This is a genomic window from Candidatus Contubernalis alkalaceticus (genome assembly GCF_022558445.1).
GTDB lineage: Bacteria > Bacillota > Dethiobacteria > SKNC01 > SKNC01 > Contubernalis > Contubernalis alkaliaceticus.
The window spans coordinates 626,462-640,965 of record NZ_CP054699.1; the positions used below are offsets into that span (position 1 = coordinate 626,462).

13 protein-coding genes are annotated in these 14,504 nt (G+C 44.0%); 10 read left to right on the plus strand and 3 right to left on the minus strand.

Going from position 1 to position 14,504, the window contains the following annotated elements; all coding sequences use genetic code 11:
• The first annotated feature begins 93 nt into the window (after positions 1-93).
• The 5 genes from HUE98_RS03010 (at position 94) to HUE98_RS03030 (ending at position 6,116) form a co-directional block, all read left to right on the plus strand.
• Positions 94-1,255 (plus strand): IS3 family transposase gene (locus HUE98_RS03010; RefSeq protein ID WP_407080262.1). Its coding sequence is split into 2 segments (ribosomal slippage): positions 94-368 and positions 367-1,255, totalling 1,164 coding nucleotides; the frame shifts between segments, so codons are not numbered across the junction.
• Positions 1,256-1,867: 612 nt separating this feature from the next.
• On the plus strand, positions 1,868-2,980 hold the full coding sequence (wecB, locus tag HUE98_RS03015; RefSeq protein WP_241422410.1) for a non-hydrolyzing UDP-N-acetylglucosamine 2-epimerase: 1,113 nt from the start codon (positions 1,868-1,870) through the stop codon (positions 2,978-2,980).
• Positions 2,981-3,441: 461 nt separating this feature from the next.
• Positions 3,442-3,897, plus strand: a complete 456-nt coding sequence (locus tag HUE98_RS03020; RefSeq protein WP_241422411.1) for a hypothetical protein — start codon at positions 3,442-3,444, stop codon at positions 3,895-3,897.
• Positions 3,898-3,940: 43 nt separating this feature from the next.
• Positions 3,941-5,017 (plus strand): polysaccharide pyruvyl transferase family protein, encoded by a 1,077-nt coding sequence (locus HUE98_RS03025; RefSeq protein WP_241422412.1) that lies wholly within the window; start codon positions 3,941-3,943, stop codon positions 5,015-5,017.
• Positions 5,018-5,060: 43 nt separating this feature from the next.
• Positions 5,061-6,116, plus strand: coding sequence for a methyltransferase (locus tag HUE98_RS03030; protein ID WP_241422413.1), 1,056 nt, complete (start codon positions 5,061-5,063; stop codon positions 6,114-6,116).
• A gap of 11 nt (positions 6,117-6,127) precedes the next feature.
• Here the strand turns inward: HUE98_RS03030 and HUE98_RS03035 are convergent, their stop codons facing one another.
• Positions 6,128-7,087: a glycosyltransferase gene (locus HUE98_RS03035; protein ID WP_241422414.1), complete on the minus strand. Its 960-nt coding sequence runs from the start codon at positions 7,085-7,087 to the stop codon at positions 6,128-6,130.
• Between the two features lie 183 nt (positions 7,088-7,270).
• Here HUE98_RS03035 and HUE98_RS03040 point away from each other — a divergent pair, with 183 nt between their 5' ends.
• Genes HUE98_RS03040 through HUE98_RS03055 form a run of 4 tightly spaced genes read left to right on the plus strand, consistent with a single transcriptional unit; the run spans position 7,271 to position 10,748 of the window.
• Positions 7,271-7,747 (plus strand): hypothetical protein, encoded by a 477-nt coding sequence (locus HUE98_RS03040; RefSeq protein ID WP_241422415.1) that lies wholly within the window; start codon positions 7,271-7,273, stop codon positions 7,745-7,747.
• A 51-nt stretch (positions 7,748-7,798) separates the two neighbouring features.
• Positions 7,799-8,950 carry a glycosyltransferase family 4 protein gene (locus HUE98_RS03045; RefSeq protein ID WP_241422416.1) on the plus strand — a complete coding sequence of 384 codons (1,152 nt, stop codon included), beginning with the start codon at positions 7,799-7,801 and terminating at the stop codon, positions 8,948-8,950.
• Positions 8,938-10,050 carry a glycosyltransferase family 4 protein gene (locus tag HUE98_RS03050; RefSeq protein ID WP_241422417.1) on the plus strand — a complete coding sequence of 371 codons (1,113 nt, stop codon included), beginning with the start codon at positions 8,938-8,940 and terminating at the stop codon, positions 10,048-10,050. The genes HUE98_RS03045 and HUE98_RS03050 overlap by 13 nt, the downstream gene beginning before the upstream one ends.
• A complete protein-coding gene (locus tag HUE98_RS03055) occupies positions 10,047-10,748 on the plus strand; it encodes a glycosyltransferase (protein WP_241422418.1) in 702 nt (233 codons plus the stop codon). Before HUE98_RS03050 ends, HUE98_RS03055 begins: the two co-directional genes overlap by 4 nt.
• Before the next feature lie 16 nt (positions 10,749-10,764).
• Here the strand turns inward: HUE98_RS03055 and HUE98_RS03060 are convergent, their stop codons facing one another.
• The gene (locus HUE98_RS03060; RefSeq protein WP_241422419.1) at positions 10,765-10,956 is read right to left on the minus strand and encodes a hypothetical protein; all 192 of its coding nucleotides are present in this window, start codon (positions 10,954-10,956) and stop codon (positions 10,765-10,767) included.
• A gap of 153 nt (positions 10,957-11,109) precedes the next feature.
• Between HUE98_RS03060 and HUE98_RS03065 the strand changes: the two genes are divergently transcribed.
• Complete coding sequence (locus HUE98_RS03065; protein ID WP_241422420.1) at positions 11,110-11,655, plus strand: hypothetical protein; 546 nt, start codon at positions 11,110-11,112, stop codon at positions 11,653-11,655.
• A 76-nt stretch (positions 11,656-11,731) separates the two neighbouring features.
• On the opposite strand, the gene HUE98_RS03070 is transcribed toward HUE98_RS03065, so the two are convergent.
• Positions 11,732-14,485 carry a LuxR C-terminal-related transcriptional regulator gene (locus tag HUE98_RS03070; RefSeq protein WP_241422421.1) on the minus strand — a complete coding sequence of 918 codons (2,754 nt, stop codon included), beginning with the start codon at positions 14,483-14,485 and terminating at the stop codon, positions 11,732-11,734.
• Between the last annotated feature and the right edge of the window lie 19 nt (positions 14,486-14,504).

The following is a 14,504-nucleotide window of genomic DNA, read 5'->3' on the forward strand; positions in this document are numbered from 1 at the left end:
TATAATGGACCCAGGAAATGAGACACGATTTGGCAGAGGAAAAGCGACACCGATGTTGAAGTATTACGACAAACCGGAAAGGAGCATATCCCAATGCCAAAGAACCAATATTCACCAGAAGAAAAATTAAAAATAGTCCTTGAGGCCCTTAAAGAAGAACGCCTTGTTACTGATATTGCTTCAGATTATGATATCCATCCCAGCGTGATCCACCGCTGGAAGAAGGAATTGCTGGAAAATCCGGATAGAGTTTTTGCCGCCTCTAAGAACGCTAAAGCTGCTGCTAAAGAGAAACAACAGCAGGAAGAAGAAATTGAAAACCTATACTCTCAAGTTGGCCGTCTAACTACGCAGTTGGAATGGCTGAAAAAAAAATCTAAAGGAATTATACCCCGTCAGGGACCGGGCAGCAATGGTAGACTGGGATAATTCAGACCCTAACATTAAGGAACAAGCTGAGCTTCTCAGCTTAAACCGCACAGGGCTGTATCGTAAAGTGAAAGAACCGTCGGAACTGGAAGTTAAGATTAAGCACCTGATCGACAGAATTCACACAAAACATCCATTTAAAGGAACCAGGCGCATCAGGGATGACATCAATGACATGAAACTGGGCTTTAAGGTAAACCGCAAACGCATCCAACGCTATATGAGGGATATGGGCATAAAAGTCATTTGCCCCGGCCCCAATCTGAGCAAACGCAACAGGGCACAATATGTTTACCCTTACCTGCTGCGGAGCGTTACGCCGGCTCACCCCAATCATGTTTGGGGAATAGACATTACATACTGTGCTATGCAGGGCCGATGGATGTATCTTGTCATAATCATTGACTGGTATTCACGGAAAATTGTGGGACATGAATTATCTCAAACCATGAATAAAGAATTTGTAATCAAAGCTGTCAATAAAGCAGTTAACAACCACGGAGCGCCGATCATTCTTAATTCAGATCAGGGCAGTCAATTCACCAGCTCCACCTATGTCGATACATTAAAACAACACGGCATCAAGATAAGTATGGACGGTAAAGGCAGGGCTCTCGATAACGCGATTACAGAAAGGTTTTTTAGAACTATTAAATGGGAAGATATCTACATTAAGCAATATGAAACACCAAAAGCTCTCCGCCAGGGAATCGATGATTTTATCCGCTACTACAATTATGAGCGAGGGCATCAATCTCTGAATAAGTGCAAACCCGCAGATATCTACTATGCCCATTCTTATTGGCAGCAGAAACAGATTGCGTAACCTGGGCCGTGGATATGCCGCAGGCGTGGATTTATGGATAACCCAAAAAGCAGGGTTATCCACAAGCTCCACACCTGCTTGGACAACACTGCGTGTTGCCCACATATCCACAGCCTCTGCTACTTACAAAAAGACTTTTATATTTTAAAAGATTTAAAGACCTAAAGACTAAACAAGAAAGGAGGTCCCCGTGTCGCTTAAAAAGTTAAAAATCGTGTCTTGACATTGGGGTCCATCATATATCTTCTAAATGATATCATGACTTTAGGATAAAGATACTTGAGAAAATAATAGAAAAAAAATGGTGAAAGAAAACACAACTGAAAAGTTGTGTTTTTACTTTAGCAAGAAACTGACCCTATATACGAGCGAAACTACTTCTCTGAGCAACCAATGAATTCATTAAAAAACTTTTAACCTAACTATTATGTTAACATATTTTTAACAATCACAAAGCGGGAATCCTTAAATTATCTGCTCCTTTTTACGGCATTATAGCCATTACCCTATTTAAATATTGTGGACAAAGCTAAAGAAAAGGTTACATTGAATATATTAAAAATATAGGCAACTTTGATGTTGTGTATAAATTATTAAATTAGGTTGAACTAGATGAAGAAAAAGGTAATGTTAGTCTTTGGGACTCGGCCCGAAGCCATCAAAATGTGTCCCTTAGTGAAAGAACTAAAAACAAGAGATAACTTAGAACCCTTTGTTTGTGTTACAGGGCAGCATAGAGAAATGCTTGATCAAGTTTTAAATGCGTTTAATATAGTGCCTGACTATGACCTCTCCATCATGAAAGCCAAACAGACATTGTTTGATTTGACTATAGGTATCTTAAAACTAATTAAGGCAGTTTTGGAAAAAGTAAGGCCTGATGTTGTAATGGTCCATGGTGATACGACTACAACTTTTGTTACAGCACTGGCTTGTTTTTACATGCAGATTCCAGTTGGTCATGTTGAGGCTGGGCTTAGGACTTATAATGTCTATTCTCCATATCCAGAAGAGTTTAATCGACAAGCTGTAGGCATTGTGGCAAAATATAATTTTGCACCAACTGATATGTCCAAAGAGAATCTTATAAGAGAAGGTAAGGACCCTGCTACCATTTATGTAACTGGGAATACGGCTATTGATGCGCTTAAAACTACAGTTAAAAACACCTATTTTCATGAGCAGTTAGAATGGGCATCTGATAGCAGGCTCATTATGCTCACTGCACACCGTAGGGAAAGTCTTGGGAAGCCGCTGCGTAATATGTTCGGAGCAATCAAGAGAATTATAGACGAGACACCGAATATTAAGGTCATTTATCCTATACATATGAACCCGGTTATTAGAGAAATAGCTTATGACATTCTTGGAAATTGTGACAAAATAAGAATGATTGAGCCCTTGGATGTATTGGATTTTCATAACTTCCTTTCCAGGTGTTATTTAATTTTGACAGACAGTGGTGGCATTCAAGAAGAAGCTCCAAGCTTAGGTAAGCCGGTACTTGTTATGCGGGAGACAACCGAGCGGCCAGAAGGAATAGCCGCTGGAATACTAAAGTTGGTTGGAACAGATGAAGAGGTTATTTATAAGGCTCTCAAATTGCTGCTTGAAAATGAAACTGACTATAAAAAGATGAGTCATGCCAGTAATCCTTATGGAGATGGTTTTGCCTGTAAAAGGATAGCCGATATTTTAGAACAGATTTTTGGCATCCTTGACTAATAACATAAATTCATAATTCCTGAAACTGCTTTAACAATATAAAAGATATGTCATATTATATATTATAAACTCATCCTTAAATGTTAAGAGAGGTTACTATGACCATAGTTCGCTGTCCCAAATGCAATCGAACAGAAAATATCCAAGCTTGGGGAAAATGGAATGTGTTTTGTCCCGACTGTAAAACAATTTTTGTTGTGTATATCAACAGAAAAGAAACAGCTAAGGATACAATCATAATCTGCCCCCGGTGCAAATATCAAGAATCCGTTACCATAGACAGCAATATTACTGTAAAATGCCCAAGGTGTTCTCTCATATTTTCCGGATAACCTAAAGGTTAATCACCTACAGCCAACAAGAACAGCAGCTAGTAGAAGAAAGGTTTACTACACTAAAGATTTTGTCAACTTCTGGCTGAGGTGGGAATAATGGTAATAAATTGGAAGGCTTGAATAAAAATGACTTTTACCAATCTGGCAGTAAACAAGCGTAACTCATTTGTGGTAAAAAAAAGACCGGGAGAAATCGTCTGCATTATGGTTGACAAAATCTACCGATGCTACCGCAAAAAGCAGTTGATTAACTTACAGTGGAATTATCCTTGCTGCAGTGAAAATTCCTCTTTACCGCAGGAGATACTTTCCTGCGAAGTAAAGGAAGTTCGGGTAAAAGAATGCCGGGTTATCCCCTTAAGGTCCAGAAGGTTGATTTCCTTTGAGGTTTGTTACCTGGTGAAAGTGGAGGTAGTATTTTTAGACCATGGAGGAAATAAAAGAGTTGAACTTTTACAGAAAGAAGTGCACAGACACCTTGGCCCCGTGCCGGGGGCTCCTACTCTGAACGGGTTGGCAGAAGTATCCCTGGATCTGCTCCACAGTAAGGTAGACACTTTCTGTGGAAAAACAACAGGGTAAAGGGCAGCAGCCATTTTAGATAAATAAAACAGGAGATGATAAAATGCCCAGGCGTATAATCTACATTGGATGGGTGGACCAAGGAAATCTCGGAGACGACCTCTGCGGGGATATTTTTATAGATGAAATCAATAAGTATGAGGGAAATAGTTGGAGTATAGAAACAGTGTCCCCACAGCAAATTAATGCCAATGATTTTATTAAGAATAGGCCGGACCTTGTGGTCTTAGGAGGGGGTTCTTTAGTGGACCCGTATTACCTGGTTCCCCTTTTGTGGGCCCAAGAGCATGGTATTCCCACCGCAGTGTGGGGGTCAGGGGTAGACAATCTTTCACCGGAAATGTTGGGTCGGATACAGTCAGGAGAAAACCTGGGACGGATACAGGAAAGTAAGGCAGAGCTGATCAGGCATGTTATCAACAACTGTAAGCAGGTGGGAGTAAGGGGCCCCCATACTTTAAGCTACCTGCGGGCCCTGGGGTGTGCTGAAAACCTGGAGGTGAGTGGTGACCCCGGTCTACTGTTAAGTGAACCGGCTCCAGGGGCTTATTACGACCAGTTTTTTGGTGATGACATACCTGTCGTGGGCATTAACTGGGGAACCAGTCAAAACAGATTGATTGGCGGCAGTGAAAGGAAAGTACGCGTGCAGCTGGCCCAGGTAGTCAGTGAGCTGGCCTTGGATTTTAAGGTGATTCTATATGCAGTATGGCCCCCGGATCTTACTCCTTTAAGTGAACTGGCAAATGAGGCAGGTACCTCAAAAAATGTAATGATCTGTGAAAGTGTCCCCTCTCTCCCCTTCTTATGCACTTTGTTAAAGGGATGTTTATTCACTATCAATTTTAAGCTGCATGCCAACGTTTTTACTGCAGCCATGGGTAACCCTTTTATTTGTCTGGGTTATCGTTCTAAATGCTTTGATTTTGCCGAGTCTTTGGAAGTTGAAGAACTGGTTATTTCAACAGAGGCTGAGAACCTAGCGGAACAGATTCTATCCTTAAGCCAAATAATAGTGGCAAACCCGGAGCATTATGGCAGACGTATCTCGAATAAAAGAGATTTTTACTGCAATAAGCTGAGGCATCTCACCCATAAATGTGTCCATCTGCCAGGTTAATAGCAGATAAGCAGGTTCATATCTTTTTCACAGGAGGTATTAAATGATAACCCATGATCAGGGTGTACCAAAAATGATTTCAGGTTTAGAGTTAGAAAATCTAATTTTTGGCCAGCAGCATCCAGGCACCAAAAATTTTTTTGCTCAAAAGTTTGAAAACTACCATACTGTCCCGTTATCCAAAATGCCCCATTATCTTTTCCTCGTCAATCATCTGCATAAAAACCCCTTGGATTGCCATATATACTATGATTACCTGTGCCGCAGCTGGGATTTTCTTTTAGGCAGTGCCCTTAACTCTCACCAACGGCGCATAAAACAAATTAAAAAGTTTATCAACCTTTATGAAGATATAAAGCAAAAAGGAAAAATTCTAAAACCCGTGATGATCTGCACCCGTCCGGACGGCAGGCAAATTATTGTGGATGGAAATCACCGGGCTTCAACTGCTCTGGCACTGAAAATGACTTTACCGATAGTAGAGATCAGCCCCCGGGAATACCTGGGTAGAACCAGTCTGGTTGAAAATGAGTTTTACGGTTCCGGGAACAACCATATCCCCTATCAAAGTATACTGGAGGGGAAACAGGTGATGGTGAAGGGAAGACGGCCTGATCTGCTGGAACGTATGAATCTAATAGAAGCAGAGGACTTAAAAAATCAGACTTTACTTGATTTGGGCTGTAACCTGGGCATGAACTGTTTCCTGGCGGCACAGTTCCAGATCCAGAAAGCTGTAGGGATCGATGTCAGCCCCCGGTTAATTATGGCAGCCCTGCGCCTCAATGCTTACTATGCTCTGCCCTGTGATTTCCTGATCCACGATTTAAATACACCTTTTAAAACAGTTAAAAAATACCATACTGTGTTTTGCTTTTCTTTGACCAGTCATGTAAGGAATGCCCGAGCTCTAGTGGAAACTATTTTAGAAAACACCGGAAAGGTGCTCTATCTAGAAGGCCACTCCGGCACCGGTTTAAAAGATTATTCTTTTCTTTTTAAGAATGACTATTTTTCCAGTATCCAGCTAAAAGGCTATACCCGGGACAGCTATCGTTGGAAAACATACACTCGTCCTTTTTACCGCTGTATTAGGTAGGAGGACTTATTTTAGGATAAAACCTCCATTACTGCCTGGTACATTTGTGCAAACCGATGCCGCCAGGTGTGGTTCTTTATCCAGGCCTGCGCCTGTTCACAAAAGGGGCCTGCCTCAAGGGCCGCCTCTAAAGATTCCAACCACTGCTGAGTGTCAGCAGCCAACCTTAAGGGCCAGTCCCGCTTTTCCAGGGGGGCTAGTTGGGACGCCACAACTTGTTTGCCCGCGGCTAAATACTCAAATATTTTTACTGATTCTACTATTCTCGTATGGGGAGTATCCAAAAAAGGTACCATGACTGCATCCATTTGACTTAACAGTGCCGGCAGCTCCTCATAATGTACGTGTCCTAACCTTCGCACAGCAGGATTCTGTGGTAAATGCACTGCCTTTTCTTGGCCGGCAAAAAGCCAGTTATAATTGGGCCTGGCAATGATTAAATCATTCAGCAGCCTATAATCCAGGTGAGCCGCCAGCACTCCAACATACCCGATTACCGGCGGTTTACCCGGCTTCCGCTTTTCGCCATCCTTAAAATGTTTGGGGTCTGCGGCGTTGGGTACCAAAAGGACCTTACCGGCAGCATGCTGTTGGGCTTCTTTCATTAAATAAGAGGTAGTAGACAGGACCAAATCTGCCTCTTTCATTAGACGGTATTCTGCCGGCCCCCGGGGGTCACATCGGTCGTAAACCAAAAGCTTTGGCCGAATCCGTGAATCAATATATTTTAACTGTAAGGGATCGGTAATATAGGCCAGATGGTATGGAGCAAATGCTTTCATGGATTGTAGATCTCTAATTACCCAAAAGTTAGGTAATACTTCCACAGGTTTTCCATAAGGGCCTACCTCACACCATACCACCTGCCAGCCTATTTCTGCGGCCAGCTTTAAAAGGTGATGAGGCCGCTGTATCATCATTTCCCACTGCATTCCCGGAGGATATAATACTCTAATGGTTTTTTCAGCCATTTCTTTATTCTCCTTTAATTTGATTTAATTTATGATATGAATCAAAGCCCTTACTGTGATATACCGTTAAAAAAAAACGATATAGAGCCATATACATATAAAAATATATAAAGAATTGCACTCACCTTTATTAAATTAATGACATACATTAAAGTAATTATATATGGAAAAGAGGTGAGTAAAATGCCATTTACTTTTACCCAGGAAGCCAGTCCCAATAACTTAAACAATAGTTTTGATACAGCCAATATTGATATCGTCGTATCACCTACAGACAGCATTATCAATGCTGTTAACTTTATCGGGGGACAGGAAGATTCAGGTTCATTGGAAGTATCCAATAACAGCGACGTAGATATATTCTATTTTATTTCCGCCGACTGGCGAGAATCTCCAGGTACCTCCATACAAATGGCTACCATCCTGGCTAACCGGTTAACAGTCAGCGTAGTAACCAGCCCCGATGATGAGGAGGTTTTTATTGGTAAGCTGTCACAATTGATTAACCAGCCGTCTGGCGGCCAATTACTAGAATTAGCTGATCCCGTTGAAGGCCTTACTTTTACCCTGGCTTTGGCTGAGCAGGATGCTACTAACCTGGTGCAGGATGTAGGAATACTGACGGACTTTGTGTTTGTAGCAACCCAAAGCCCAATTTAACTACCCGGAGCCGGTTGCTCCGGCTCCTACTTAAATTCATGGAGGTTAATTATGCGAAAAAAAACTGTTAGCATACTTACTACCAGCCATTTTGAAGCTGACGGTAATCGCTGTATTTATGGAGGAGCGGAAAGATACGGAATAGAACTCACCAGATTGTTTTTGGAACTGGGGTGGGAGGTAAACTGGTGGCAGGCGGGATTGAACTGGACCAGGCAGATGCTTCCTGGCGTTACTGTTCATGGAATTCCAGCACAAGAATCCTTCGCCCAAACCTGCAGCAGCCTGAACCGGGCCTTTAACGAGCAGGCGGGTACAGTGGATTTGGCCATATATTTTGTAACTTTCCTGGCCTATCCAACAGTTTTGCCTAAAAGCGTTTCAATTTCCCACGGAATATTCTGGGATTATCCCACCTGGGAAAATCGCATTGGGGGAGGGGAGCTTAAAGAGGAGTGGCTGCACCGCATGGAGAAAGCCCTGTATGCACCCACCAGGGTGGTATCAGTAGATACTGCCACCATTAACTGGGCCTCCTGGCAGTGGCCTGCCCTGCTTAATCGTTTTACCTATATTCCAAACTTCGTTGATACCGCTTTCTTTCAACCTGTCGGGGATGAAGATAAGAATGACGATAAAATTCGGATCCTGTTCCCCCGGCGCCTCACCACAGTCCGGGGTATTGGTGAAGCCATGAAGGCAGCCACCCTGTTAACTGAGCGTTACCCCCAGGTGGAATTTCACTTTGTGGGCCGGGGACACAATTTTCAACACGAGAAGATGATGCTAAATTGGGCTGCAGAAAATGAAAACATCTATTATTATTGGCGTACTCCCGACGGTATGAAAGAGATTTATCAAAACATGGATATCTGTTTAATCCCCTCCAAATCTACCGAGGGGACCTCTCTATCATGCCTGGAGGCCATGGCCTGTGGACTCCCGGTAATCGCTGGAAATATCGGAGGCCTTCCCGACCTGATTATCCACCAATACAACGGATTGCTCATCAGCCCCACCGCTGACCAGCTGATAGAAGCCCTGGTATACTTGATTGAAAACAAAGAAGTAAGGCTAGAATTGGGTCAAAAGGCCCGGGAAACTTCTCTCAATTTCGACCTGGTTCAATGGAAAAAGAGCTGGAAAAAACTGATAAACGAAGTAATGAGCCCAGAAAGGAGCGAAGTAAAATGCCACGGGTAAGTATGGTAGTGCGTCATCTGTTAAACCGGGAAGGGAGTGGTGTAACCGATCACGTGCTGTTGACCTGGATAAACGAATTTTCAATATTGTTGGAAGAGTTGGGGCACAGCCTGGAGGTCTGGCAGGAAGGAACGCGCTGGAACAAAGTATATTACGGGGTAGGAAAAATTTTTGCCATTCCAGAAAAAGACCCTCATGCCTGCTCTCTGCCTAACGTTAACCAGGCCATGTGGGAAAGTTCTGCCGATATCTCCCTTGCAGTGTATCAAGACCCCCTGCTGGTATACCCTCAACCCCACCAGGTTAGCATTACCTTGGGTCAAAGCATCCCCTCCCCCGACATGCTTGCCGACAGGAGTACACCTCAAACACGGCGGGAATGGAAAAATCAATTAATGCAGGGGATAAGCTCGGTCAATCATGTAGTTACTAATAATACCCAGTTTATTCAGTGGGTTATTTCCAGCTGGCCCGGGCTTAGTCACAAACTGAAGCACATTCCTGATTTTTTGGAACCGGAGCCATCCCATGATGTGGCACCGAAAAACATGCCTCCATCCGGGGATACCATCAGAATAGTATTTCCTTGTCCTGCTTTACCCCGGTTTGGCACCAGCGAGACCCTGCGGGCAGTAAACGCACTGCTGGATCAATACTCTCAGGTAGAGTTCTATTTTTGTGGAAACCTGCCGCCGTCTATTGAGACACATATGCAAAAGTGGGTTGACCAACGTCCTCGCTGTTACTTGAATTCTGGTGAGAAGATAAATTATAATTTTGCGGATATAGCGCTTTTTCCCATTAAAAGAGAACCTGTCCCTGTAAAAAGTGTCATTGAGGCCATGGAGGCCGGTGCAGTAGTTATTGGCTCCATGTGGGGCCCTTTAGTGGATTTTATTATTTCCGGCTATAATGGCCTGTTAATCAAACCAACTGATACTGATATATTTTTGGCTGTGCAGCGTTTAATTGAAAACCCTGTGCTTAAAGAAAACCTGGGTGTTAAGGCACAGGAAACCAGAAAATCCTTTAAAAAGGATATCTGGAAATCCCGCTGGCAGTCTCTAATTAATGAATTATTGAGGGGGGAAGTACAATGATAGAACTGGCAGCAATGATGCCGGTTTACAACGAGGCGGCTCAATATTTGGAGCAGACCCTGGAGCATCTGGATAAACTGGTGGAGGCCATAGTCATCTGGGATGATGGTTCCACAGACAACACAGGAGAGATTTGCCAATCTTTTAAAAAAGTGAAATATCATCGCAGTGATGAAAGGCTGTTTACCCAAAACGAATCTCTACTCCGTTCCCGGTTATGGAATTTAACTATCCAACTAAAGCCTCAATGGATTTTAGCCCTGGATGCTGACGAGAATTTTGAAGAACGGGCAGAAGCTGAATTTCGAAGCCTGCTAAAGCAGCAGGATTTTCAAGCTGTTGACTTTCGGTTGTTTGATTTTTGGAACGGATTCCAGTGCCGGGTTGACGGAGGTTGGAACCCCTGGATAAAATTTAACCGTATGCTGGTCAAGTATGATCCTTCTCTATCTGATCAGTGGTGCCAGGAAGACCTGCACTGCGGCCGTTTCCCCTTGGAATATTACAATATACCTTACGCTTTTCAATCTGATTTAAGGATAAAACATTTTGGTTGGATGAAAATTGAAGACCGGCAGAGAAAGTATGATTTTTATACTAACAAAAGGCCCAAATGTCAACACGCTCAATCTATATTCAGCGATGAGGTTCAGCTGGAGGATTGGATCCCCTGTAAAACCCTACCCTTTAAAGTTTAGTTTAGGGGAAAAGCTTTTACTTCCTGGTATAAAAAGAAGGTTGATATTGTTTTTTCTCCGGCTCCTGGCTGCAGGCCGGGGGCTCAGGGGAAAAGCCAAAAGAAGGTACCAGCAGTTGAACCTTGGCAAAAGTTTTAAGTTCGATATCCTCGTAAAAGGTGCAGTTAATAGTGACCTTACAACCCTTTTTATTGTGCGGATTCTTCACTTATATTCCTCCCAATATGAAGTATTTATATAATAATATATTAAAATACACCCTGATAGTTACTTATTTGAGGTAATCCCCTGGTTTCAAGAGGATGAGCTGAAGGATGTCCTTCGTCAGCATGCCCGCAAGGCTACTACCGAGATTGGTCGTTTGGAGGCCATAGGCGCCATCAATTTTTTAGCACTGGATGATTTGCCCGTCAAGCAAGAAGGAGAACTGCTGGACCCTCGCAGTATCATAAGCCTTCCTATGAAACATGCATACCCCCTTTTCCAACCATTTGAGCGAAACTCAGAGGACCCCTTCATACAAAAGATTGCTTCCTCCGGCAAAAAGTGGGTGGTTATTACGGACGAAACAGGAAAACCGCGTTTTGTTATAGATTCCCATATTTTTTTAAGGGAAGCCCTGTTCGGCTGCGATGATTTTAAACCTAAGGCTCTTTGTCATCGTCCCCTTATTGTCCGAAACGCCAATCTTCCATTAGGTCAGGTATTGAGCAAGCTCACGGTTCGTCCTGAAAAGCCGGGTGACGATGTTGTGGACGAAGACCTTATTCTGGTATGGACTGAAGTGGAACGCCGGATAATAACCGGTTCTGATATATTAGGACGGCTGATGCGGGGCATCAGCCGGAGTATCATGATTACTGACTTGGGAAAGCATGTCGGTTCTGCTTCATCTTCTCACCAGTAATAGTAGAAACTGCGGACAATTGGAAATTGTTGAGGGCTAGGGCCTGAATCTTCGAGCACCTGCTGGGACGCAGGGGTCAGGGTAAAAGGTTCAGATTACGTGCCAGAGAGATAGCCTGCACTCTGCCTCTGGCACCTATTTTTCCGTAGATATTACTGGTATGCCATTTAACCGTTCCCAGTGAGAGAAAGAGTTTCCCGGCAATTTCCTGGTTGGAGAACCCCTGACTGATATAATTCAGTATCTCAAGCTCCCGGGATGTCAGCTTTTCAACAAGCTCTGCTGAGTTTTCTTCCCGTTTTTTTAGTGCTTGTCCGGATGCAATTTCTTTACCCGGTGAGTCATTTACCCCCGTAAGTATCTGCTGTATTTTACCGATAAACTCCAACATCTCCGAGTTTGTAACAGCAGTTTTTCGGCGTTTTATTTTTTCGGTTATACATAAGAAAACGGAGTCAGGCTCCCGGGCTTCGTCTATAAATAACTGAAAATATCCTGATTCTTTCCCTGCCTGCAATGCTGAATAAAAAGAAGTTTCAGCAGCCTGGAAATTCCCTGCCTGTTTTTCCAGTCGGGCTTTGAGAAGCAGTGTTTCCAGCAGAATATTTTGATTTTCTCCCTTGACGGCCTGCTCTTTAACATGGTTTAAAAGAGTGAGGGCATGGGTAAGCTTCTCTTTGTCCTCCACTGTCATGATGCGTGTGAGTATGAGATAACCCCACTCCTGGCCTCCCTTTGCCACCGTCTTTTCTGAAATACCCTCTTTAGCAAGCACACCCAATGCTTCGGACAGTTTTCCCTGCTCCAGCAGAATACGGGCTTTCCAGGTGGCGGCGGGGATCGTTATAAACGCGGGGAGATTTACTTCCCGGTGAAGTATTTCAATTTTCCTAACGGTTTGTATTGCATTGGGGTAATCCTGCTGTGAAAAAGAGAGAGCCGTCCTGAACAGGTAATTCCATCCCAGAGAAGGCTTTTCCGGTTCGCTTAAAAGAAGCCCCCTTTCCACACATTGTTCCGCCTCTTCAAGGTTGCCTTTTTCCCGCAGCAGTTCACCCAGCAGGGTCCAGATAAGTCCTATCCGGGGGACCCCGGGGAATCCTTTGTCTTTGGCGGTCTGTAACAGTTCCCTGGTCAATTCCTCGCTTTCCCTCAGTTTTCCCTGGAAGTAAAGACCGGTTGCTACTTTAAAGCCGGCGCTTACAATCAGGTATTTATTACCGTATTTTTGTCTGTTATGGTATGCTTCGCGGTAAAAAGGAAGGGCGCCTTTAGGATTGCCGGAAAAAATCCGGGCGTCACCGGAGATAATAGCTGCGTTTGTGCGCCAGTAATAATTGTCAGTAGACAAAAGAGTCATGGCTTTTTCAGCATATTCCAGGGCCTTCTTAAAATCGTTATTGTAAATATAGTAGTAAGTTTTTACCACCGCCAGCATCCCGGTTAGCTCTTCCTGCCCTTCTTTTTCTTCGTAACCCGTTTCTTCTGCCAGGTCCAGGCAGGTCCTGGCCTCTTCTTTGCCTTTGTCGATGAGGTGCAGCCAGGCTTTGTGTGCGATCAGGCGGGGATTTTTCTTTAACAATTCCGGAGAGAAACTGTTTAAATATTGAATTATCAGCCTTAACCCCTCACTTAGCAGTAGTTCTTCAATATGATTATTAAGAATAAGGGCAGCGGTCCCGGTATTTCCGCCGTTAAGGGCATGACGCAGGGCTTCTCCGGGTTCGCCTGCCTCTACGAACCATCTGCAGGCTTTTTCGTGCAGCATTGATATCTCTTTGGGACAGCGGCTTTTCAGCTTATATAATAGCATATCGGCAAATAACGGATGATACCGATACCAGATCCCTTCTTCATCAAGAGGGATAACAAAGAGGTTGTTGCGTTCCAAGTTTGCCAGGATATCAGAGCTGCCTGTTCTGCCGGTGACAGCATCACAGAGAGAGGCATTGAAACGGTTTAATATGGAAGTTTGCATCAGGAATTCTTGAACGGTCCCGGGTTGAATTGCATATGCCTCTTCGCTCAAAAACTGAAAGACATGCCGATGTGTACCGGCAAATGTTTCGATAAATTTCTCTGTGTTTCCGCTGGCGGAAAGGGAAGCGGCCACCAGCTGCAGGCCTGTTACCCAGCCTTCAACTTTTTTACACAGGGCGTACAATTGTGTTTCAGCCAGCCGGAGGTCGCCGGTTTCAGCCAGTAAACGGGCAGCTTCCTCTTCAGAAAATTTAAGCTGCTCCAGGCGGATTTCAGCCATTTTACCTCTGGCCCGCCACCTTGACAGGGGCCAGGGGGGATCGGAACGGGTAGTTAGCACCAGGTGAAGTGTGGGCGGCAGATTTTCCACAAAAAAGACCATGGTTTTATGAATTGTGTTGTTGTTAATCATGTGGTAATCATCTAAGACCAGGTAGGCAGGGCTATCCATGGTAAACAGATCATTTAGCAGAGGGGTCAGAAAAGGCTGGTTTCCGGCAGCCGACTCTGAAGTGGCTGTTCCGGAACGCAGCATTTCCAGGGCGCCTTTTCCGGTGTCCGCATTTATATTCTGCAGGGCGGAGATCAGATAGATCCAGAAACGTTCCGGGTCATTATCTGTCTCATCAAGGGAATACCAGGCAGTCCTGTTTTCCTGACCCGAAAGCCAGTTTCTTGCGGTGGTTGTTTTGCCGTAGCCGGCGGGAGCTGAAAACAGGGTTAATCCCCGGGTAAATCCTTCTGCAGCCGTTAAATCTTTTTGCAGACGTTCCAAAATGAGATGACGGGAGATTATATTAAGACCCGGCGGGGGGATGATATTTTTAATTTTAAGAATATGACCAACCATTAATTTGCACCTCCGTTAG